We start from the raw sequence: 22917 nt of genomic DNA, 5'->3' as shown, positions 1-22917 counted from the left end.
GAGAAGGTGTTTTTGTATGAAGTGCAAGGTTTTTATAAAGAGAGCTTGCGATCTCTTTCATTAGGGAGAGAACGGTCTGGTTAGTAAATGGAATCGTATCTGTATGCATCATTCTCAGATAGAGTTTGAATGTAGGGAGGTGAAGAGATGAAAGCGAGCATTGCTTTGCAAATTCTGCCCTTGTCAACTGATAAAGGACGGTTGGCAGTCATTGAAGATGTGATTGAGTATCTGCAGAAACAACCCGTGAGGCAGTTGGTAACTCCTTTTGAAACAGTTTTAGAAGGAGAATGGGAAGATTTGTTTCCTATATTGGGAAAGGCAATAGAATTGGCTGGCAGTCAAGCAGATAATGTATTTGCAAATGTGAAGATAAATTATGGAGAGATTTTGTCTATTGATGAGAAACTTGAAAAATATTCTGCGCCAGCAGATTAGTCTTTTAGGGATGGTGGTTTTACTTGCCGTTTGGCAGGTCATGGGCTGGCTCAAGCTCTTGCCTAAGTTTATTCTGCCAACACCTCTGGAAATATGTCAGGCTTTTGTTAGGGATGCAGAATTGTTGGCTATACACAGTTGGGCGACCTTAAAAGTAGCCTTGTTGGGTTTGCTGCTAGGAGTTATTATAGCTTGCTTGCTGGCAGTGCTCATGGATAGTCTGAGCTGGCTCAATGATTTGATTTATCCCATGATGGTTGTGGTGCAGACGATTCCGACCATTGCTTTGGCACCAATTCTGGTTCTCTGGCTGGGTTATGGGATTTTGCCCAAGATTGTGCTTATTATTTTGACGACGACTTTTCCGATTATTGTCAGTATTCTGGATGGTTTTCGGCATTGCGATAGAGATACCTTGACTCTCTTTGAACTCATGCAGGCCAATCGATGGCAGATTCTCTGGCATTTTAAGATTCCAGCTAGTTTACCTTATTTCTATGCGGGTCTGAGGGTCAGTGTTTCCTATGCTTTTATCACGACTGTGGTCTCCGAATGGCTGGGCGGCTTTGAAGGGCTGGGTGTCTATATGATCCAGTCTAAGAAGCTTTTCCAGTATGACACCATGTTTGCCATTATCGTTTTAGTATCAGTTATCAGTCTTCTGGGTATGAAGCTGGTAGCTATTAGTGAAAAATTTGTCATCAAGTGGAAATAGGAGCTTAGCTCTGCTATTTTCCAAAAAAGAAAAGAGGATTATGATGAAAAAAAGTTGTAAATTGTTCCTTGCAGGTTTGGCTGCAGTATCGCTCTTTGGTCTAGTGGCTTGCGGTCAGTCGAAATCTACGTCTGAGAGCAAGGACAAAAAGATTGATTTTATTCTGGATTGGTCACCCAATACCAATCATACAGGACTTTATGTGGCTAAGGAAAAGGGCTATTTCAAGGAAGCAGGTGTGGATGTTGATATTAAGTTGCCACCAGAAGATAGCACTTCTGACCTGATTATTAATGGCAAAGCTCCTTTTGGAATTTACTTCCAGGATTCTATGGCTAAAAAACTGGATAAGGGCGCAGAAATCACAGCTGTTGCGGCTATTGTAGAACACAATACTTCAGGTATCATTTCTAAGAAATCTGCAGGGATTAATGGCCCCAAGGATCTGGCTGGAAAGAAATACGGTACTTGGAATGATCCTGTGGAGTTGGGCATGCTGAAGACATTGGTAGAAAGCCAAGGTGGCAAGTTTGATGATGTAGAGAAGGTTCCGAATAATGATTCTAACTCTATCACACCAATTGAAAATGGCTTGTTTGACGCAGCATGGATTTATCATGGCTGGGATGGTATCATGGCAGAGACTCAGGGAATGGACACTAATTTCTTTTATATGAAGGACTATGTCAAGGAGTTTGACTATTATTCTCCTGTCATCATTGCTAATAATGACTATCTGAAGAAGAATCCGAACGAGGCAAAAAAAGTCTTGCAAGCTATTAAAAAAGGCTACCAATATGCTATGGAGCACCCTGAAGAAGCAGCAGATATTTTAATCAAAAATGCACCAGAATTGAAAAACAAACGTGACTTTGTTTTGGCTTCTCAAAAATATTTGTCTGAGCAATATGCGTCAGATAAGAGCAAGTGGGGTCAGTTTGAGGCTAGCCGTTGGAATGCCTTTTACAAATGGGCCAAGGATAAGGGTCTTGTAAAAAATGACTTGAGCGACAAGGGATTTAGCAACGATTATATAAAATAATGACAGTAATTAAACTTGAAAATGTAAGCTATGCTTATGATGAACAGCAAATTTTAAAAGATATCAACCTAGAGGTGGAAGCTGGGCAAGTAGTGGCAATATTGGGTCCTAGTGGCGTTGGGAAATCGACTCTTTTTAACCTCATTGCTGGGATTTTGGAGGTCCAGTCGGGCAGTATTGTCCTAGATGGGCAGGAAAATCCTAAGGGCCAGGTGAGTTATATGCTACAGAAGGACTTGTTGCTGGAGCATAAGACGGTGCTGGGTAATGTCATCTTGCCCCTCTTAATCCGAAAAGTATCCAAAAAGGAAGCGACGGAGCAGGCAACTCAGATTTTGAAGGAGTTCGGGCTCTTTGATGTGGCAGACAAGTATCCACATGAGCTGAGTGGGGGGATGCGGCAGCGCGTGGCTCTGCTGCGGACCTATATGTTCGGCCACAAGCTATTTCTTCTAGACGAAGCATTTAGTGCTTTGGATGAGCTAACTAAGATGGAGCTGCATGCTTGGTATCTGGACATTCATCGTAGGCTGGGTCTGACGACTCTTCTCATCACCCATAGCATTGAGGAGGCTCTGGCTTTGAGTGATAGGATTTATATTCTGAAAAATCGGCCGGGGCAAATCGTCGCGAATCTCCAGATGACTTGGTCCGACAGCGAGGATAAAGAACTGCAGAAGCTCCGTTATAAGCGGGAGATTTTAAAGCTCTTGGGAATGTGAAGTAAGTAACAGGATTCTTCGTGAACAGTTTTCAAGTAACAAAAAATCAAGCTTTTTGGCTTGATTTTTTGTTTGGGGCCCTTTACTTTTGACTTTATTCATGGTACAATAGCCTTTGTGTGAAATAGCAGCAGGAAAGCATGGAGCTCGTCAACAGAACATCAGCTATAAAAGTAGCCTTAGCTGTTTGGGCGAAAATGTTCTGCACGAATCAGAGCTTTCTAAGTGACTATTTCCTCAAAAATATTTTATAGGAGGACATTTATATGTCACGTTATACAGGACCATCTTGGAAACAAGCTCGTCGTTTGGGTCTTTCTCTTACTGGTACAGGTAAAGAATTGGCTCGCCGTAACTATGTACCTGGTCAACATGGACCAAACAACCGTAGCAAATTGTCAGAATACGGTTTGCAATTGGCTGAAAAACAAAAACTTCGTTTCACTTACGGTGTAGGTGAAAAACAATTCCGTAACTTGTTCGTTCAAGCTACTAAGATCAAAGAAGGTATCCTTGGTTTCAACTTCATGCTTCTTTTGGAACGTCGTTTGGATAACGTTGTTTACCGTCTTGGTCTTGCGACTACTCGTCGTCAAGCTCGTCAATTCGTAAACCACGGTCACATCCTTGTTGACGGCAAACGTGTTGATATCCCATCATACCGCGTAACTCCAGGTCAAGTGATCTCAGTTCGTGAAAAATCATTGAAAGTGCCTGCAATCCTTGAAGCTGTTGAAGCAACTCTTGGACGTCCAGCATTCGTATCTTTCGATGCTGAAAAATTAGAAGGTTCATTGACTCGCCTTCCAGAACGCGACGAAATTAACCCAGAAATCAACGAAGCACTTGTCGTTGAATTCTACAACAAAATGCTTTAATTTTAAGATATATCTTACGAAAAGCCTACTACAGTGGGCTTTTTGTTTTGTCTTAAAACGTTGATTTTTGGGTTTGTTCAGTTATTTGTTCAGTTATAAGCTACCTAAAGCTGTTTCATAAACCGATACGGCTTTTTTTGCGTTCTCTTTTGAGAGGTATGTATCCATAGTCATGGGGAAGGTGAAGTCACCTAGAAATGGATGTTTAAGAAGCATTTCCATTAGCTGATAAATGTGTTAGGAGTCGAGTCATGCCGGAGTAATTTTTAAGAATCTAGTGAGAAAGCCAGCTGTCATCTGACAAAAAGCTCATGACATTTTAAAAAAGAGCAATTAAAAATGAGGAACATCTGAGAAAAAAAGTTTGGCAAGTCGCCAATAGACTATCATTCAGGTAGGTTTTTTTATTATCATAAATTCATCAAGTATAAATGCATATGGAGAAAAGGTTTTTATGAAATTTAGGAAACGGCATTACAGAGCGCAAGTTGATACTAGGGATTGCGGTGTGGCAGCTCTGGCTATGGTTTTTGGTTATTATGGATCGTATTTTTCCTTGGCTACACTACGGGAAAAGGCAAAAACGACTAATGACGGCACAACTGCTTTAGGTTTGGTGAAAGTTGCTGAGGGCTTAAATTTTGAGACAAGGGCTTTTAAAGCTGATATGGGAATCTTTGATCTGGAAGATGTATCTTATCCCTTCATCGTTCATGTACTTAAGGAAGGGAAGCTCCTGCATTATTATGTTGTGACGGGACAAGATAAACATACGATTCATATTGCAGACCCAGACCCTCAAGTTAAGATGACAAAGATTTCGCGAGAGCGTTTCGAACAGGAGTGGACAGGAATTACCATTTTCCTAGCTCCTAGTCCGGCCTATAAGCCTAGTCAGGAAAAGAAAAATGGGCTTTTAGACTTCATTCCCTTATTGATCAAGCAAAAGGGGTTGATTGCTAATATTGTGCTTGCAACTTTGCTGGTAACGGTAATCAATATTGTTGGATCCTACTACCTTCAGTCGATTATTGATACTTATGTGCCTGATCATATGAAAACGACGCTGGGTATGATTTCTATCGGCTTGATTATTGTCTACATTTTGCAGCAATTCTTGTCTTATGCCCAAGAATATTTACTCTTGGTTTTAGGGCAGCGTCTATCAATTGATGTGATCTTATCCTATATCAAGCACGTTTTTCAGCTACCTATGTCATTTTTTGCGACAAGGCGGACAGGAGAAATCGTCTCTCGTTTTACGGACGCCAATCGGATTATTGATGCCTTGGCCAGTACAATCTTGTCTATTTTCTTGGATGTATCGATTGTGTCGATCATTGCAATTGTTCTTTTTTCACAAAATAGCAGTCTTTTCTTTTTGACCTTGCTAGGAATCCCAGTTTACGCTCTCATTATTTTTCTCTTTATGAAACCTTTTGAAAAGATGAATCATGAGACGATGGAAGCAAACAGTCTGTTGTCGTCTTCCATCATTGAAGATATCAATGGGATTGAAACGATCAAGTCTTTGACCAGCGAAAAACAACGTTATCAGAAGATTGACAAGGAATTTGTGACTTATCTGAAAAAGTCTTTTGCTTACGGGCGTTCTGAGAGCCTACAAAAAGTCTTGAAAGCAGCAGCTCGTTTGATTTTAAACGTCTTGATTTTATGGCTAGGAGCTACACTTGTCATGGATCAAAAAATCAGCCTTGGTCAGCTCATTACTTATAACACACTTCTAGTCTACTTTACTAATCCTTTAGAAAATATTATCAATCTGCAAACGAAGTTACAGTCTGCACGAGTGGCCAATGAGCGTCTCAATGAGGTCTATTTAGTCCAGTCTGAATTTGAAGAAGAGAAGCTTATTAAAGACTTGAGCCACTTTCAGGCTGACATCGATTTTCGTGGAGTCAGTTATAAGTATGGCTATGGGGCCAATGTATTGTCAGAAATTGACTTGCATATTCCTGCTGGAAGTAAGACCAGCTTTGTTGGTGTATCCGGTTCAGGAAAAACAACCTTAGCCAAGATGATGGTGCATTTCTACGCACCAAATCAAGGAGATATTTGTCTGGGAGGAGTTAATCTCAATCAGCTGGATAAACAGGCACTGCGCCAATATATCAACTATCTTCCCCAGCAACCGTATGTTTTTAATGGAACTATTTTGGAAAATTTACTCTTAGGTGCGCGTGAAGGAACGACTCAAGATGATATTCTGCGCGCGGTAGAGTTGGCGGAAATTAGGTCGGATATTGAGCGGATGCCCCTCAATTATCAGACAGAGATGACAGCAGATGGAGCAGGGATTTCGGGCGGTCAACGTCAGCGTATTGCTCTAGCGAGGGCTCTCTTGACAGATGCGCCAGTGCTCATCTTAGATGAAGCAACAAGCAGTCTGGATATTCTAACGGAGAAGCGGATCATTGATAATTTGATGGCGCTTGATAAGACGATTATTTTTATTGCGCATCGTTTGACTATTGCGGAACGTTCGGAGCAGGTGGTCGTTTTGGATCAAGGTAGGATTGTCGAGAGTGGAAGTCATAAGGAGCTGATCGAAAGAGAAGGCTTTTACCACCATTTGGTCAATAGTTAGGGAGAAAATATGAATGAACAATTTTTAGAAAGTGCAGAGTTTTATCAGAAACGTTATCATAATTTTGCTAGTTGTTTAATTGTGCCAAGTCTTATTTTACTAGTATTTCTAGTTGGTTTTTCCATGCTGGCTAAAAAGGAAATTACGATTTCTAGTCGTGCTTCTGTAGAAGCTAGCCGAGTGCTAGCTCAGATTCAGTCGACTAGTAACCAGCTTATCATTGCGAATCATTTGGCAGAAAACAAGGAGGTCAAAAAAGGAGACCTGTTAATTCAGTATGCAGTAGAAGGAGAGGGAGCTCAGGAACAGAAGTTTTCCAGCCAGCTTGACTTACTCAAAGATCAAAAGGGCAAACTAGAAACTTTGCGTTCCAGTTTAGAAAGTGGGCGTAATCAATTCACTGAGCCAGATAGTTATGGCTATGAACAGAGCTTTAAAGACTACCAGAATCAAGTAGAGAGTATGACTAGTTCTGTGAATCAGCAAAATGCTACGATTGCTTCCCAAAATGCAGCGGCCAGTCAGTCTCAGGCGGAACTGGGCGGTGTTATCAGTGATGTGGATAGCAAACTAAATGACTATCGAAACTTGAAAAATGCCATTCAAAGTGGGGTGGGTATAGATGCATCGCACCCTCTTTACTCCTTGTATCAGTCCTATCGTGATCAGTTGAGTTTGGCAGAGGATAAGGCAACAGCTCAAAGTCAGATTGTAGCTCAGTTAGATGGGCAAATCTCTCAATTAGAAGCAACAGCTGCGACTTATCGTGTCCAATATGCTGGTGCAGGCGCCCAACAAGCCTATGCTAGCAATTTATCCAGTCAGTTGGCTTCACTGAAAGCCCAGTATCTGGTCAAGGTAGGACAAGAATTGACCGCTTTGACTCAGCAAATCTTGGAAGCTGAGAGCAATCTTAAACTTCAAGAAACAGTCTCTAAGCGAGGTCAGATTTTGGCTGAAATGGATGGCTTGCTTCACTTAAATCCAGAAGTACAAGGATCTACTCTGGTGGCAGAAGGAACAGCTTTGGCTCAGATTTACCCCAAAATCACTAGTGAAAGAAAAATCAAAATTGTCACATATGTTTCTTCCAAGGATGTATCTACTATTAAAAATGGAGACAAGGTGCGCTTTATCACTGCTGATGACGCTAACAAACAAATGATTTTGACATCCCAAATTTCCAGTATTGATGCCAATGCTACTCAAACCAAACAAGGAAATTTCTTTAAAGTAGAATGCGAAATGGCTGTTAGCAAAGATCAAGCTAAGAAGCTCCGCTATGGCTTGGAAGGTAAATTTGTCATGGTAACTGGGGAAAAGACTTATTTCAGCTATTATATGGAGAAGTTTTTTAATCTTGGTTGAAGAACGCAGTTTAGTTTGTAATAAAAGAAGGGCGAAAAGCCCTTTTTTTGTGACCAATTGCAATATAAAAAAGCCCTCCGAAATAAGGGAGGTGCTAAATAATAGGGTTAATTTGGGTAGATATAGGAAACCGTGCCCTGAGCGATGGTTGGGTCAAACCAGCCACGGAAATTAGCAATATAGCGCTGTCCAGCGTAGTTGGATTCCTGAATTTGGATACGCTTATGTGAATCAACATGCGTGACGACGCCGACATGTCCGTATCCACCGTCAGTCCAGCAGGCAATGGCTCCGACCTGAGGTGTGGATCCTACACGGAATCCTGCTCGGCGGGCACTGGCTGCCCAGTCTCCGCCATTTCCCCACCAGTTTCCTGCCCAAGGGGCGAGAGCCTTGGCGCCCCATGTACATTCGCCAATAGGGTAGGTGTTACTTGGATCACTTGTATGGTTAAGAGGTTTTCTCACAGCTACTGTTGGGCGTGTCACTTGAAAATTAGAGGCCATGACCCCAGTTACTTTCCCACCAGATTGTCGATAGACATGGACATGATATAGACCATCACCGATATGATTATTGGCGTTGAAATCTAACGAATAGCGCCCATTACCAAGAGAATTAGCCGTATACCAGCGGAGGTCGTCTTGGCCATTAATATCTGACCAGATGGGGAAGAGGATATGGCCGTCACCGAAACTATTTTGTAAGATAACTTGATAGGTCGATTGACCTTTATGGACCACTTGCAGACTCGGAGTTAGTGGTTGGGGTGCCGGCTGAGGCAGATTGACATTTTCAGCAACATAGCCAACTCGGCTACCGTCTTCATAGGTAATGTAGACGTGATTGATATAGTTGCCGTAAATCTGCTGGTGATTTCGGATATCGAATTGAACGGAGAAGCTTCCGTTGCCTGTTTTTGAAGCCTCATACCATTTAAGATTGCTTTGATTAGCGGTGCTCCAAATAGGTACCTGTATACTTTTTATTCTCTTAGAATAAGGACTTTCTTGGACCCTTACGGTATAGGTTCCATTTTCCTTATTAATATTGGTAATACTGATGAGTGGTTTGCTGTCTCTGACAGGCTCTGCGGGCACTCTAGCAGCTGAAGCTTGCAGAGGTTTGTTGTTGTTTGGCTTTGCCTGAGGGGGCGTCGCCTTTGGGTCAGCTACCTTTTGAGGAGGAAGAGATTTGTTTCGATCTTCGACTTTTTGATAGGAGTTCCGAGGATTTTCAACTCTATTGGTCGCGGGGGCCGGAGCTGGAGAAGGAGCTGGGTTAGTTGGCTTTGGCTCAGCAGGAGCTTGCGGTGTAGCATTGTTAGACGAGGTGCTATTTTGCTGTTCAGGGACATTTTTTTCGGCTGATTGAACCGGCTTGTTTAGAAAGACCGATTTACTACTTAAGTGGTATTTAACACCATTCACATTGAGATAAGTCTCGATGTGAAATTTGCCCTGGCCCTTGTGCTGAGACAAGTCAATCCTGGTCGCGCTTTGATCAGCTGAATACCAGACAATATCGTCTTGGCCTCCCTCCTCAGACCAGACGGCATGTTGGATGGGATAAGTTTCTTGCGCAGCGGTCGGTTGGTACTGAACAATCGCTGTTTGTCCTTCAAGCTGAACGGAAACTTCGCTGATCATAGCCGTCAGTTGGGATGGGCTAAACTGTTCATTCGCTGCAGCTAAGGGAGCGGATAGTGAGGTCAACAAGGTTGCTGAAAGCAGTAAGAAATTTTTGTATTTTTTCATACATCTCCTTTACAATATTTTTTTTGGAAAACTCCACTTATATTATTCGGGAAATTTATTGGAAAAATCAAAGTTTAGAGATTCTCAAGCTTCTTCTAGTATATTTCTTTCGTTTCAAATAGCATAAAGCGAACGATTGTGGTATAATTTAGATGAATAATTCGTAAAAATGGCAATGATTTTTACGTGGTGTGTTAGCTTGGTGCGTAAGCGCCTATGATATGAACATAGAGGTATCTTAGCTATGAAGCTTTTAGTTGTGGGTTCGGGCGGTCGTGAGCATGCGATTGCTAAGAAGTTATTGGAGTCTCGGGGTGTGGAGCAGGTGTTTGTCGCACCTGGAAATGATGGTATGACCTTGGATGGGTTGGATTTAGTAAACATTGGAATTTCCGAACATTCCAGACTAATCGAATTTGCCAAGGAAAATGATATTGCTTGGTCCTTTATCGGTCCGGATGATGCTCTGGCAGCTGGAATTGTAGATGATTTTAACCAAGCTGGGCTCAAGGCTTTCGGCCCATCTCGTTTAGCAGCGGAGCTGGAGTGGTCCAAGGATTTTGCCAAGGAAATCATGGTTAAATACGGAGTTCCGACAGCAGCCTATGGCACATTTTCCGACTTTGAGGAAGCCAAGGCCTATATCGAAAAGAAGGGAGCGCCTATCGTGGTCAAGGCGGACGGATTAGCCCTGGGCAAGGGCGTGGTCGTAGCGGAGACAGTAGAGCAGGCAGTCGAAGCAGCTCACGATATGCTCTTGGATAATAAGTTCGGTGACAGTGGTGCGCGTGTGGTTATCGAAGAGTTTCTAGACGGTGAGGAGTTCTCCCTCTTTGCCTTTGTCAATGACGACAAGTTTTACATCATGCCGACGGCTCAGGATCACAAGAGAGCCTACGATGGGGACAAGGGTCCTAATACAGGCGGCATGGGAGCTTATGCGCCAGTGCCTCACTTGCCACAAAGCGTGGTGGATCAGTCAGTTGAGACGATTATCAAGTCGGTTCTCAAAGGCATGATAGCTGAGGGCCGACCTTATCTGGGCGTGCTCTACGCTGGGCTGATTTTGACAGCCGATGGCCCTAAGGTCATCGAGTTCAACTCGCGCTTCGGTGATCCAGAGACCCAGATTATCCTGCCGCGCCTGACGTCTGACTTTGCGCAGAACATCACGGACATTTTGGACAAGAAAGAGCCCGCTATCACTTGGCTGGATGAGGGCGTGACACTTGGCGTAGTTGTCGCCTCAGAAGGCTACCCACTGGACTATGAGAAGGGCTTGCCTCTGCCAGAGAAGACAGACGGCGACATCATCACCTACTATGCTGGGGCTAAATTTGCGGAAAATAGCAGAGCACTGCTGTCGAATGGCGGTCGAGTGTACATGCTGGTCACCACAGCAGATACCGTCTCAGCTGCGCAGGAAAGAATCTACGACCAACTAAAAAAACAAGACACAACAGGACTTTTTTATAGGCATGATATTGGTGGTAAGGCTTTGTAAATCAAATCTATGAAACTTTTAGCCGTGAGACTTAAAAATAGACTTCAGGTGTTTGAAAAATGAAAAATAGGTTGCTATTTTTAGAAGGTTCAAGCTTGACCTCACGAGAAACTTTGACAGTTTTGTTGAAAGAAGGCTATAAAATTGATGTGTTATCTCCTAGAAGATTTTCCATTGCATACTTCAGTCGTCTAACCCATAGAGTTCCGATAGTTGATGTGAATCGTTTTCCTGTAGATTATCTGAGACAGGTTAATCAGTTGCTTCATAAAACCAATTACAAGGCCATTTTGCCAACACATGAAGAAGGCTGGTTATTGGCGAATGGGAAACAATTTTTGCCTCAATCGCTACCAATCGCCCTTGCTGATAAAGAGCAGTTTAAAAAGTTGGCTGGAAAGATTGCTTTTGCTGAAACTGCGGATTTATTAGGACTTCCCACACCTAAGTGGGAGTACGTGAAAGATGCAGACTCTATACTATTAGACTATCCTTATTGGCTGAAAGCAGATTATGGTACTGCCGGTCGCTCGGTTTATAAGATTTCAAGTAAGAAAGATTTGGCTGAAGTGACGAGCAAATTAACAGCGAGTGATGAGGAATGGATGGTTCAGCAAGACATAGTTGGAGACTATGGTCAGGTTCAAGCAGTGTTTGATCATGGAGAATTACTCGCAGTGCATTCTAGCGTAAAAGTAGGTTCTGGCGCGGGTGGTTCGGCTGCGGCAAGATTAAGCATAGAATCTAAAAGAACGAGAGAGCATGTTGAAAAATTAGGACAATATATACAATGGCATGGTTGCCTAACCCTAGATTTTATACGTAGGGGAGACCAATTTTACTATATAGAGTGTAACCCTAGAATGGTAGAGCCTGCTAACGCCTATAAAGCAGGAGTTAATTTTCCAAAAATCATGATAGAACTAGCCAGTCATAGCTACGCTAAATCTGAGGTCATTCTTGGTCAAGCAGGCGTTGAGACGCATAGTCTGATGGCTTTGATTATTGGAACAGCTGAGAAGACGAAAAGTAGAAGAAAAATATTGCAGACAATAAAGTACTGGCTTTTAAGACGTGATAGTGAAGAAGTGTTGACACCTGTCTGGAAGGATTTGCCGAGCATTATACCTCTTGTGACAATTATACTTCGTTTATTGATAAAGCCTAAGAGCGTTGAAAATCTGGTTAATCAGACTGTTCAACATTATAGTGTTAAATCAGCTACTGTAAAAAATATTGAGCAAAAGAATTAGTTTATTCAGAGGAGAAAATATGAAACCAATTATTTCCATCATTATGGGCTCCAAATCCGACTGGGCAACCATGCAAAAAGCAGCTGAAGTCTTAGACCGCTTTGGTGTTGCTTACGAAAAGAAAGTCGTCTCTGCCCACCGCACACCGGACCTCATGTTCCAACATGCGGAAGAAGCTCGCAGTCGCGGTATCAAGGTCATTATCGCAGGTGCAGGTGGCGCAGCCCATTTGCCAGGAATGGTAGCGGCTAAAACGACTCTGCCTGTCATCGGTGTACCAGTCAAATCACGCGCTCTCAGCGGTCTGGACTCTCTTTATTCGATTGTGCAGATGCCGGGCGGTGTACCTGTGGCAACTATGGCTATTGGGGAAGCAGGAGCGACAAATGCGGCTCTCTTTGCCCTCCGCCTTCTTTCAGTAGAGGACCAGGCCATTGCGACAGCTTTGGCGGATTTTGCAGAAGAACAAGGAAAAATCGCTGAGGAGTCTAGCAATGAGCTCATCTAAAACAATCGGAATTATCGGTGGCGGTCAGCTGGGTCAGATGATGGCTATTTCTGCCATATACATGGGGCACAAGGTCATTGCGCTGGATCCTGCGGCTGACTGTCCAGCCTCTCGTGTGGCTGAGGTCATTGTGGCGCCTTATAATGACGTGGCTGTCCTGCGTCAGTTGGCTGAGCGTTGCGATGTCCTGACCTATGAGTTTGAAAATGTCGATGCTGACGGTTTGGATGCCGTTATCAAGGATGGTCAGCTCCCTCAAGGGACGGACCTGCTCCGCATTTCTCAAAATCGGATCTTTGAAAAGGATTTTCTCTCAAACAAGGCCCAAGTCACCGTGGCACCCTACAGAGTCGTGACTTCTAGCCAAGACTTGGCTGATATGGACCTGTCGAAAAATTATGTCCTCAAGACTGCAACAGGCGGCTATGATGGACATGGTCAGAAGGTCATTCGTTCAGAAGCAGACTTGGCAGAAGCCTATGCCCTAGCTGACTCAGCAGCCTGTGTCTTGGAAGAATTCGTCAACTTTGACCTTGAAATTTCTGTCATCGTGTCCGGAAATGGCAAGGACGTGACGGTTTTCCCGGTTCAGGAAAATATCCACCGCAACAACATTCTGTCTAAAACCATTGTCCCAGCTCGCATTTCAGAAAGTCTAGCTGACAAGGCCAAAGCAATGGCGGTGCGAATCGCAGAACAGCTGAACTTGTCTGGAACTCTTTGCGTGGAAATGTTTGCGACGGCTGATGATATCATTGTCAACGAAATTGCACCACGTCCACACAACTCTGGCCACTACTCAATCGAAGCCTGCGACTTCTCGCAGTTTGATACCCATATTCTGGGTGTTCTTGGAGCACCATTGCCGGCTATCAAATTGCATGCGCCTGCTGTTATGCTTAATGTCCTAGGCCAGCATGTCGAGGCCGCCGAAACATATGTCACAGAAAATCCAAGCGCCCACCTCCACCTGTATGGTAAAATAGAAGCGAAACACAACCGTAAAATGGGACATGTGACTTTGTTTAGTGATGTACCGGATAGTGTGGTTGAGTTTGGGGAGTAAGACAGGACCCCAGTTATAAGGTCCGTCGTCTTACCCCTGCAAAGTTGACTAGGCTTGTCGCAGACGAAATATCGGCAAGAGAAACCAGTCAACTACTGCTAGAAGAGATTGATTTTTGAAATGACAGAAGAAGTTGATGAATTGCTAGATGATGAAATAACGACCGTAACACTGACTTATACGGACGATTTGATTGTTCCAGAGATTGTGGATAGAGAGGGGATTCATATTTTAGAGAGAGCTGGCAATCAGCTAGTCTTAGAATATTCTTGTTCCGTGAAGGAAGTTAAGGATTATCTGAGTAGTTACGGCCTGCCTAGACATCCTGAGAGAATTTCATTTGAATTTTCTATACATGAAGACTCAGAAAATGATAATCTTTAAAGCTAAATGGAGACCAGTTTATGATTCAAATTATTGTCAACGCTTTTGTGGAGGAAATGTTGTAGATGAGACCAATTATCCCGAAAAGTCCAGAAGTTCCGAAAGAGTTCTCTGATAAAGAAATTTCCTTTTTAACTAAGAGTGTTTTCGGGGAAATAATCGAACCTCAGCCGTGTGATGTTTTGTTTGTTTTCAGTGGGACTCACCCAGGCCATTGGGAAAAAGCTATTGAAGCTTACCAAAAAGGCTATGTGAGACGAATCATTGTGACCGGCGGCCGAAGTTTAACAGGAACGCCTCATCCAGATTGGAATGGACACACAGAGGCAGAGGTTATTATTCAGCATCTGCTGGCTGCGGGCATTCCTGAAGAAGCGATTAAATCTGAAAACTCCTCTAGCAATACTTTAGAAAACGTACTGTTTGCCAAAGAAATTTTTGATTTTAACACTGTTGAGACAGTTATGTTCATTTGCAAAAGCCACGCGACTGGTAGGCAATGGCGGACCTTGGCTCAGCACTTACCAAAGCATCTTCGCTACATCCCATATACCTTCAATGCCTTTTACAAGGATGTTGAGATTGGTCGGGATAGCTGGATGAATACAGAAATTGGCAAGTCCAGAGTTTGGGGAGAATATCTGCGGCTTCTCCATTATGGAGAAAAGGGAGATATTTTAAAGTTAGATGTTGAATTGTGATATAGGAGGTTTCTATGATTCAAATCATCGTTAATGCTTTTGTGGAAGAAGGCAAAGAAACTGCTGTTGTGGAAGTGCTCTTTGCCAGCAGCGACCAGGAAACAGTAAATGCCAAATATCAAGAACTGACAGTTCAGTATCCAAACAATTATCTAGCTATCTATGATTTGCCATTGGATACAGATCTAAGTAGCTTGCCGCACTATCCGTCGGTGGCGATAAGCAAGGAGGAGTTTGATTAGCCTATGAAAACTATCGGTCTGATTGGTGGCATGAGTTGGGAAAGCACCACATCTTACTACCAAATTATTAATGAAACCATCAAAAAAGAGCTGGGTGGCCTGCATTCTGCTAAGATTCTACTTTATAGTGTTGATTTTGCAGAGATTGAGCATTATCAGGCAGTCGGAGACTGGGAGAAAAGCGGTCAACTTTTGGCAGATGTTGCTCAGCGCTTGGAGCAAGCAGGTGCGGATTTCATTGTTATTTGCACCAACACCATGCACAAGGTTGCTCCGCAGATACAGGAGCAGATTATGATTCCAATCTTACATATTGCACAAGCAACTGCGCAGGCTTTGTTGACTGACGGCATTCAAAAGGTCGGTCTCCTAGGGACCAAGTACACAATGACTCAAGATTTTTACAAGCAGAAATTAATAGATTCTGGGTTAGAAGTGCTGATTCCAGACCAAGCTGGTATTACAGAGGTAAATCGAATCATTTATGACGAGCTCTGTCTAGGTGATATCAAAGAAAGCTCAAAGCAGACTTATCTTGCCGTTATAGATGATTTGAAAAAAGCAGGCGCTGAAGCTGTTATCTTGGGTTGTACCGAGATTGGTCTCCTCGTCAAGCAATCCGACACTGACTTGCCTCTCTACGACACAACAGTGATTCATGCAGAGAAAGCAGCGGAGTGGTCAGTAAATAAATGATTATAGAAGACAAGCACAACCGTAAGGTAGGGCATGTGACTTTGTTTAGTGGTGTGCCGGATGAGGTTGAGGAGTTTGGGGAGTAAGACAGGACCCCAATTATAAGGTCCGTCGTCTTACCTCTGCAAAGTTGACTAAGCTTGTCGTAGCTGATAAAGTCGGCAAGAGAAGACAGTCAACTACTGCTAGAAGGGATTGATTTTTAAAATGATAGAAGAATTTGAAGATGATATTACTACTCTAACATTTACTTATGCGGATGATGTAGTCATTCCAGAAATTCCGGATGCAGAAGGCATTCATATTGTAGAGATAACAAATAATCAGCTAGTTATAGAGCATACGCGCGATGATGATGAGGTCTATGATTATATAAAGAGTTTTGGATTAACAAGTCGCCCTATAAAACTTTCGATTGAATTTTGTGTTTATGAAGATTCTGAGGAAGAAGAAAATTTTTAGAATTTAATGGAGAAAATCTATGATTCAAATCATCGTTAATGCTTTTGTTGAAAAGGATAAGACGGGAGCTGTCGTAGAAGTCTTGTTTGCTAGTAGCAATAACGAAAAAGTGAAAGCCAAATATGAAGAGCTAGTTGCTCAATACCCCGAAAACTATTTAGCAATTTATGATTTACCGTTGGATACAGATCTAAGTAGCTTGCCGCACTATCCGTCGGTGGTGATAAGCAAGGAGGAGTTTAGGAAAAGGGTTGATTTTTAGATACATGAATCAATAGAGAGAAGATTTAATGGAAATAAAAGAAAAATTGTTAGATTTAGTAAATTCAAATTATAGAGTTCCACAAGTATTCTATGGGCTTGAAAATCTGATAATAACGATGCTTGAAGATTATGCAAAACAGCAAGGTAAAAAATTTTTAGTTAGCAATCAAGATCGGAGAATACTCTATGATGGAATGTTTGAAGATGGAATTGATGATATAGATAAGAAAATAGCTGTGGAAATTAAAATGTTTCGGCGTCCTTCAATACTATTGAATAGATTGTATGATACCGTAGGAAGGTATTCTATGCGAGGATCAGATTTTGACACCTTGCTATTAATAATTGTTAATGATATTCCAGCTTCCATTCTTAGCCGAATTGAAAAAGAAAAAGAAAACATTAAATTTGATTTGCAAATTTGGGATATAAATAAACTTGAAGATATTTTTAAACAGAATGAAGATTTGTTCAATGATTTATATTCAAATTTAGATAAGAATCTCTTAAAAAACACAGTAAATCAAGCTCTAAAAACTAGTAGTGATGATGTATTAAGGAAAAAAGAAGAGCATTTAAAAAAGCTGAAAATAGAGTATGATAAAGATAATATTGTCCTCTTTTTAGGAGCGGGAGCTTCCTATGATGCTAAAATTGCTACATGGGATACGCTTATTACTGATTTACTTATAGAATTAATTGATAAAGAGTTGGCTGAGAATGATATTCAGATGGAGAATCAATATAAGAAGATAATTGCTACCGAGCTTTCGAAACAAAATGGAGCTTCTCCCTTGTTACAAACAAGATTTATAAGAACTGGTATGCCAGAAAATTTTGGAGAGCTAGTCCGAAAAATTTTATATAAAAATTCTCTAAACTCTTCTGATCTACTAAACCAAATAGGGCAATTATGCATTCCTAATAGAGGTAAAGTAGGAGTTCAGGCTATAGTTAACCATAATTTTGATGATTTAATTGAAAAATCTTTAGATAGGTTAGATATTAGATATAGGTCTATTTATGATGAAGGAATGATTCCAAATTCATCTGAATTAGGAATTTATCATGTACATGGTTTTTTACCACAAGAGACTGGTGACTATGATAATCTAGAAAATACTTTATTAGTTTTTTCTGAAGAAGGTTACCATAAATTGGTTTTAGAATCATATAATTGGGCTAATATAACTCAAATTAATTTCTTGACAACCCATACGTGTGTTTTTATTGGCTTATCACTAACAGACCCAAATCTAAGAAGACTATTAGAAATAGTAGCACAAAAGAATATAAACAATGATGATCAACCAAAACATTATGCAGTATTGAAAAGATCAACTTTTAAAAATTATCAAGATATTGAATCCATAAGGAGTTTTGAAAAAGTTAATCAGTCATTGCAAGAAGTATATTACCAAGAGTTGGGGCTTAATATTATTTGGGTTGATGATTTTAAAGAAATTCCAAATATATTGAAATCTATTAAAGGTTAATACGCATTCATAAAGAAAGGAAAAACAAACAATGATCAACCGTTACTCTCGCCCCGAAATGGCGAACATTTGGACTGAGGAAAATAAGTACAAGGCTTGGCTGGAGGTAGAGATTCTGGCTGATGAGGCCTGGGCTGAGTTGGGTGAGATTCCCAAGGAAGATGTGGCCTTGATTCGTGAAAAGGCAGGCTTTGACATTGACCGTATTTTGGAGATTGAGCAGGAGACGCGCCACGATGTGGTAGCCTTCACGCGGGCGGTTTCTGAGACACTTGGTGAAGAGCGCAAGTGGGTGCACTATGGTCTGACCTCGACCGACGTGGTGGATACAGCTTACGGCTACCTCTACAAGCAGGCCAATGACATCATCCGTGAGGATCTGCGTCGCTTCACCGACATCATTGCAGAGCGGGCACGGGAGCACAAGTTCACCATCATGATGGGGCGGACCCACGGAGTGCATGCGGAGCCTACGACTTTCGGTCTTAAGCTCGCGACTTGGTACAGCGAAATGAAGCGCAATATCGATCGTTTCGAGATTGCGGCTGCGGGTGTGGAAGCCGGGAAAATTTCTGGTGCGGTTGGGAACTTTGCCAACATTCCGCCATTTGTGGAAAGTTATGTCTGTGAGAAATTAGGCATCCGTCCGCAGGAGATTTCGACTCAAGTCCTGCCACGTGATCTCCATGCTGAATACTTCTCAGCTTTGGCCTTGATTGCGACGTCTATCGAGCGCATGGCGACCGAGATTCGTGGTCTGCAAAAGTCTGAGCAACGCGAGGTTGAAGAGTTCTTTGCCAAGGGTCAAAAAGGATCTTCAGCTATGCCTCATAAGCGCAATCCAATCGGCTCTGAAAATATGACTGGTCTGGCGCGTGTTATTCGCGGTCACATGGTGACAGCCTTTGAGAATGTCTCTCTCTGGCATGAGCGCGATATTTCCCACTCATCTGCTGAGCGGATTATCGCACCGGACACGACCATTCTTATCAACTACATGCTCAACCGCTTTGGCAATATCGTTAAGAACTTGACAGTCTTCCCAGAAAATATGAAGCGTAACATGAATTCAACCTTTGGCCTTATCTTCAGCCAGCGAGCTATGTTGACCTTGATTGAAAAAGGCATGACGCGGGAGCAGGCTTATGACTTGGTGCAGCCAAAGACTGCTCAGTCTTGGGACAATCAAGTGGACTTCAAGCCTTTGCTCGAAGCGGACCCAGAAGTCACTTCCCGTCTGACTCAGGAAGAGATTGATGAAATCTTCAATCCTACTTACTACACCAAGCGCGTAGATGAAATCTTCAAACGCGTAGGCTTAGATTAAATATAGAAATAGGCGCTTCTTACGAAGTGCCTATTTGCTTGTTCTTAAATTTGACTGGCCAGCTGCCCGATTTTCTTGAGCATTTCTTGACGTTGTTGGTCTGTTTTGCGTTCTACTCCGTTGAGCTCGGTCAGTTTGACTGGAGAAATTCCACAAAGTTTCAAGATTTGATTTTTAAGTACCTTGCCGTAGTCTTGGACAAAAGGCAGGGCAAAACCTGGTGTATTATGGCTGACGATAATCCAGCCGGACTTGCCTTGCAGGTGGCCTTGCATGCCGACTTTCTTATAAGAGTAGGCAAAGTCAGCGGCAAATACGCGGTCGATAAAGCCTTTGAGAATAGCCGGCATACCGCTCCACCAGATAGGGAAAATGAAAATCAGATGGTCTGCCCAAGTAATCAAATCCCGGTATTTTGCCATTTCAGGGTCTTTGTGTAGGTCACGACGTCTATGTTCTTGGTCAAAGCGCAAGATAGGGTCAAAATTTTCAGCATACAAGTCCAAGGTTTTCACCTCGTGCTTCTTAGAAAGGTTGCTTTGAACTTCTTTGAGAATAGCAGCATTGAAGCCGGTTGGGCTGGGGTGGGTGTAAATAATCAAGGTTTTCATGATCGTTCTCCTTTGATATAAATGTCAAGCATATGCTCGATCGTGCTTTGGATGGCTTGAGGATCAAGGTCTTGTCCGATAGGACTGTTGGCCAGAACGGCTAGACCTGTGATAAAGCTCCAAAAGTGAAAAAGGCTTTCTGCTTCGCTATTGCTAAAATTTTCCTCCTTGCGAAGCTTTAAAACAAGCTCCTTAAATTTATCAAATCCAGGCAAATCGGACTCCAAGAGAATGGTGTCCTGGGTCACTTTCATATATTTAAAAGGAAATTTGATAAAGAGAGCTTCGAAAAAATAAGGGTAGGTCTTGGCAAAAATAATGAAATTAAGACCAAGCTGGGTCAGCTGATCGCGCGCAGAACCTGTCGCATCAATACTTTCATTGATTTCCTGATTGAGAAACAGTGAAAGCCGGGCCAAAACGACCTTTAGATAGCCTTCCTTGCTCTCAAAATGGCGGTATGGAGTGCCGTGAGTTACACCACAGGCCTTGGCGATAGTCCTGAGCGAAAGCTTTTCAATTCCATGTTTTCCGATTTCTTCAATCCCTGTTTGAATGAGCTGTTCTTTCAGCTGGGCAGTATTGCGTTTCATGTATCTCCTCCAAAAGTATACACTGTCTACTTATCTATTTTTAGTATATACTGTCTACTTTTTCTTGTCAAATAAAAATAGGCAAGACTATCACGCTATCCAAAATCTACAATGAAGCTCTTGTTGCCTATCTTTTAAAAAATGAAAAGCTACTGTGATACAAGTCCATATTACTAGTAGTAAGACAAGGGAGCATAAAAAGACACCCTTTTGAGTCCTAGCTCAATGTGCTAAAGGGTGTCTTTTGATTTTTATTCTTTATCTTTAGTCTCTGGGACTTTCTTGAATTTCACTTTGAAATAGGCGGTTACATCATTTACCTCATCTCGTGATTCTAAAGTCAATGTAAGAATGTCGCCTTCAATACTATAGTTATACGTTTTTTCATTTTTAACATCTGCAATAGAAAGTACGACTAATTGCAAAATATTTGGTGTTTCAGGGAAGGTAATCGTATGATTCTTAGTATCGATTTTACCATTTCTAAGTAAAGAATGGACCGTGTAATCATTGTCGTTAGAATCATAAGTAGTGTATTTCATATGGGATTGATAAGTTGCTAAATCTGTTTTTAACTTGCGAAATCTTGCCTTTATAAAACCGTCTTTAGAAATAGTTGACGCAGAGTATTTCTTTAGGTAGTAATCGTAGAAATTGCCGAGACAAGTTCGCATAGGAGCTGTATATTCAAATTCAACCTTATTGTTAGAAATATTCAATGTAGGTGCTAGATCTTTCCAGCCGTCAGAATAGCTTAGCCGCGTAGCCTTTTCTTCATCAAAGTCTTGATAGCCTAAACTACGTTCAACTGAACTTCTAAAGTCAACAGCTTTCCATTTTCCATCAAGGGTAGAGGTTTTGGCAGTGCTAGAGCTAGAGTTAGAATTATTTCCGCATCCTGTGAGTACAAAGAGAGAGCAACAAGCGATTAAGAATGCTTTCATATATTTTTTAAACATCTTTGCTTCTCCTTTCTATTTCTTCTCTTGTTTTTGAACTTGTTTGAAACGGAATTCAAAGTGAGCAGGGAGTCCTTCCTTTGTGGTGGTACCGTCTGCATAAAGATAGAGAATACCATCCTTGATCTCATAATTGTAAACGACTGGATCTAATTTATCGCCTACAGAAGCAGGGAAGGAATTAAGAATTGACAACCCTTCTTTAAATGAGATGGTTTGTTTGCTTTTATCAATATCTCCTGTTGCAGAATATCTGAAAATGCCACTGTCATTATCCATGCTTACTTTATATTGTTTGAATTCTTCAGAAAAACTTGACTCGCCTTTATAAACTTCTTTAATGAAATCAGCTTCTGTTGTTTTATCTTTATCTCTGTAAATTGAATAAAAGGCTTTTGCAAAAGGTGTGACATCGTAATCATAACTTAGGTTAACAGTATTTCCGTCAACTTTTAGTGCCATTTTAAAGTCTTTGAAAGCTTCAATGAATCTTGCAAAAGTGATGCCCTTCATACCTTTGGGAATGAACACTTTTTGAATCGATTCAAGTTCGTCTACAGATTCCCATTCTCCAGACAGGGTGGCCGTTTTCTGATCAGATTGAGCGACATTTTTGTCTGTCTTTTGGTTTTGTCCGCAGCCAGCAATCACGAAGAGTGCTAGGAGAGTGAAGAGAGTAAGAATCAATTTCTTCCATTGTCTAGACATTGTAATTCTCCTTTTTAGTTATAATTTTTTATTACTTTTTTAGACTTGATTTTACCTTATTATTCCAAATGAGTCTGTCTTGTTTTATAAAACATAATCTCGCCACTACATGTGCCATTATTTGGCTTCATTATAGCGTAATTCCTATAATTAAGCTAGTTAGAATCTACATTAAAAGTAGAAATTGGTGAATTTCTGTTATCTAGATAAATTCAATATTAAAGAAACTGTAGCTATTATAAAAACTTTAAATTGATTTTTCGGTTTAGAATGGATAATATAAAATTCAGATATTTTGTTAAAATCAAAAAAAGCCCTTAAAAACAAGATTTCTAGTCATGTAGATGCTTTAAGGATCTAAAGTAAGTCTTGCATATTCATCATTTTACACTAATTGCCTTTATGGAAAAAATGTATATTTCGGAAGGTTGGTTTTAAGTGGTATGTCTTTAAATAAAGGCATTAGTAGTAATTTAGGTATAAAAAATCCAGCCGAAATCTCTCTGCTAGCTTTTCTATATTCGAACATATAAGAATTTTTCTCATATGAATAAATATATTAAAAAGAGTTTAATCACTATTGAACCGCACCCCAAAAGTTAGACAGAAAAAATC

The 22917-nt window shown here is 41.4% G+C and carries 24 protein-coding genes; 19 read left to right on the top strand and 5 right to left on the bottom strand.

Annotation, left to right across the window (positions count from 1 at the left end; all coding sequences use genetic code 11):
* The first annotated feature begins 147 nt into the window (after window positions 1-147).
* The 7 genes from HMPREF2780_RS02175 to comB all read left to right on the top strand — a co-directional run bounded on the left by HMPREF2780_RS02175 (window position 148) and on the right by comB (window position 7771).
* Window positions 148-438: a thiamine-binding protein gene (locus tag HMPREF2780_RS02175; RefSeq protein ID WP_045504760.1), complete on the top strand. Its 291-nt coding sequence runs from the start codon at window positions 148-150 to the stop codon at window positions 436-438.
* On the top strand, window positions 401-1153 hold the full coding sequence (locus HMPREF2780_RS02170; protein ID WP_105026049.1) for an ABC transporter permease: 753 nt from the start codon (window positions 401-403) through the stop codon (window positions 1151-1153). Before HMPREF2780_RS02175 ends, HMPREF2780_RS02170 begins: the two co-directional genes overlap by 38 nt.
* Window positions 1154-1193: 40 nt before the next feature.
* Window positions 1194-2195, top strand: a complete 1002-nt coding sequence (locus HMPREF2780_RS02165; protein ID WP_105026048.1) for an ABC transporter substrate-binding protein — start codon at window positions 1194-1196, stop codon at window positions 2193-2195.
* The gene (locus HMPREF2780_RS02160; RefSeq protein ID WP_045634743.1) at window positions 2195-2917 is read left to right on the top strand and encodes an ABC transporter ATP-binding protein; all 723 of its coding nucleotides are present in this window, start codon (window positions 2195-2197) and stop codon (window positions 2915-2917) included. The genes HMPREF2780_RS02165 and HMPREF2780_RS02160 overlap by 1 nt, the downstream gene beginning before the upstream one ends.
* 266 nt (window positions 2918-3183) lie before the next feature.
* On the top strand, window positions 3184-3795 hold the full coding sequence (rpsD, locus tag HMPREF2780_RS02155; protein WP_008810013.1) for a 30S ribosomal protein S4: 612 nt from the start codon (window positions 3184-3186) through the stop codon (window positions 3793-3795).
* Between the two features lie 454 nt (window positions 3796-4249).
* Window positions 4250-6403 (top strand): peptide cleavage/export ABC transporter ComA, encoded by a 2154-nt coding sequence (gene comA, locus HMPREF2780_RS02145; RefSeq protein WP_105026047.1) that lies wholly within the window; start codon window positions 4250-4252, stop codon window positions 6401-6403.
* Between the two features lie 9 nt (window positions 6404-6412).
* Window positions 6413-7771, top strand: coding sequence for a competence pheromone export protein ComB (gene comB, locus HMPREF2780_RS02140; RefSeq protein WP_105026046.1), 1359 nt, complete (start codon window positions 6413-6415; stop codon window positions 7769-7771).
* Between the two features lie 107 nt (window positions 7772-7878).
* On the opposite strand, the gene HMPREF2780_RS02135 is transcribed toward comB, so the two are convergent.
* Window positions 7879-9528: a GBS Bsp-like repeat-containing protein gene (locus tag HMPREF2780_RS02135; protein WP_105026045.1), complete on the bottom strand. Its 1650-nt coding sequence runs from the start codon at window positions 9526-9528 to the stop codon at window positions 7879-7881.
* A 244-nt stretch (window positions 9529-9772) separates the two neighbouring features.
* Here HMPREF2780_RS02135 and purD point away from each other — a divergent pair, with 244 nt between their 5' ends.
* The 12 genes from purD to purB all read left to right on the top strand — a co-directional run bounded on the left by purD (window position 9773) and on the right by purB (window position 19431).
* Window positions 9773-11032, top strand: a complete 1260-nt coding sequence (gene purD, locus HMPREF2780_RS02130; RefSeq protein ID WP_105026044.1) for a phosphoribosylamine--glycine ligase — start codon at window positions 9773-9775, stop codon at window positions 11030-11032.
* Between the two features lie 59 nt (window positions 11033-11091).
* Window positions 11092-12285, top strand: coding sequence for an ATP-grasp domain-containing protein (locus HMPREF2780_RS02125; protein WP_105026043.1), 1194 nt, complete (start codon window positions 11092-11094; stop codon window positions 12283-12285).
* A 19-nt stretch (window positions 12286-12304) separates the two neighbouring features.
* Window positions 12305-12793, top strand: coding sequence for a 5-(carboxyamino)imidazole ribonucleotide mutase (gene purE, locus HMPREF2780_RS02120; RefSeq protein WP_105026042.1), 489 nt, complete (start codon window positions 12305-12307; stop codon window positions 12791-12793).
* The gene (purK, locus tag HMPREF2780_RS02115) at window positions 12780-13859 is read left to right on the top strand and encodes a 5-(carboxyamino)imidazole ribonucleotide synthase (protein ID WP_105026041.1); all 1080 of its coding nucleotides are present in this window, start codon (window positions 12780-12782) and stop codon (window positions 13857-13859) included. Before purE ends, purK begins: the two co-directional genes overlap by 14 nt.
* Before the next feature lie 120 nt (window positions 13860-13979).
* A complete protein-coding gene (locus tag HMPREF2780_RS02110) occupies window positions 13980-14243 on the top strand; it encodes a hypothetical protein (protein ID WP_105026040.1) in 264 nt (87 codons plus the stop codon).
* Between the two features lie 65 nt (window positions 14244-14308).
* Window positions 14309-14944 (top strand): YdcF family protein, encoded by a 636-nt coding sequence (locus tag HMPREF2780_RS02105; protein WP_061599325.1) that lies wholly within the window; start codon window positions 14309-14311, stop codon window positions 14942-14944.
* A 14-nt stretch (window positions 14945-14958) separates the two neighbouring features.
* Complete coding sequence (locus HMPREF2780_RS02100) at window positions 14959-15186, top strand: phosphoribosylaminoimidazole carboxylase (RefSeq protein WP_105026039.1); 228 nt, start codon at window positions 14959-14961, stop codon at window positions 15184-15186.
* A gap of 3 nt (window positions 15187-15189) precedes the next feature.
* Window positions 15190-15882: an aspartate/glutamate racemase family protein gene (locus HMPREF2780_RS02095; RefSeq protein WP_105026038.1), complete on the top strand. Its 693-nt coding sequence runs from the start codon at window positions 15190-15192 to the stop codon at window positions 15880-15882.
* A gap of 207 nt (window positions 15883-16089) precedes the next feature.
* Complete coding sequence (locus HMPREF2780_RS02090; protein ID WP_105026037.1) at window positions 16090-16344, top strand: hypothetical protein; 255 nt, start codon at window positions 16090-16092, stop codon at window positions 16342-16344.
* A gap of 19 nt (window positions 16345-16363) precedes the next feature.
* Window positions 16364-16606 carry a phosphoribosylaminoimidazole carboxylase gene (locus HMPREF2780_RS02085; protein ID WP_105026036.1) on the top strand — a complete coding sequence of 81 codons (243 nt, stop codon included), beginning with the start codon at window positions 16364-16366 and terminating at the stop codon, window positions 16604-16606.
* A 28-nt stretch (window positions 16607-16634) separates the two neighbouring features.
* A complete protein-coding gene (locus HMPREF2780_RS02080; protein ID WP_105026035.1) occupies window positions 16635-18104 on the top strand; it encodes an SIR2 family protein in 1470 nt (489 codons plus the stop codon).
* 31 nt (window positions 18105-18135) lie between these two features.
* Window positions 18136-19431 (top strand): adenylosuccinate lyase, encoded by a 1296-nt coding sequence (purB, locus tag HMPREF2780_RS02075; protein ID WP_105026034.1) that lies wholly within the window; start codon window positions 18136-18138, stop codon window positions 19429-19431.
* A gap of 44 nt (window positions 19432-19475) precedes the next feature.
* Here purB and HMPREF2780_RS02070 read toward each other — a convergent pair whose 3' ends face one another.
* From HMPREF2780_RS02070 to HMPREF2780_RS02055, 4 genes are all read right to left on the bottom strand, one after another.
* Window positions 19476-20042 carry an NAD(P)H-dependent oxidoreductase gene (locus tag HMPREF2780_RS02070; protein WP_002922778.1) on the bottom strand — a complete coding sequence of 189 codons (567 nt, stop codon included), beginning with the start codon at window positions 20040-20042 and terminating at the stop codon, window positions 19476-19478.
* Entirely contained in the window at window positions 20039-20635 is a 597-nt protein-coding gene (locus HMPREF2780_RS02065; protein WP_061602328.1) for a TetR/AcrR family transcriptional regulator, read from the bottom strand. Before HMPREF2780_RS02065 ends, HMPREF2780_RS02070 begins: the two co-directional genes overlap by 4 nt.
* A gap of 251 nt (window positions 20636-20886) precedes the next feature.
* Window positions 20887-21594, bottom strand: coding sequence for a hypothetical protein (locus tag HMPREF2780_RS02060; RefSeq protein WP_008809997.1), 708 nt, complete (start codon window positions 21592-21594; stop codon window positions 20887-20889).
* A gap of 15 nt (window positions 21595-21609) precedes the next feature.
* Window positions 21610-22302 (bottom strand): hypothetical protein, encoded by a 693-nt coding sequence (locus tag HMPREF2780_RS02055; protein ID WP_045634758.1) that lies wholly within the window; start codon window positions 22300-22302, stop codon window positions 21610-21612.
* Window positions 22303-22917 lie beyond the last annotated feature (615 nt).

The organism is Streptococcus sp. HMSC062B01 (assembly GCF_001811085.1).
GTDB lineage: Bacteria > Bacillota > Bacilli > Lactobacillales > Streptococcaceae > Streptococcus > Streptococcus gordonii.
This window is presented reverse-complemented; position numbering and strand designations above follow the sequence as displayed.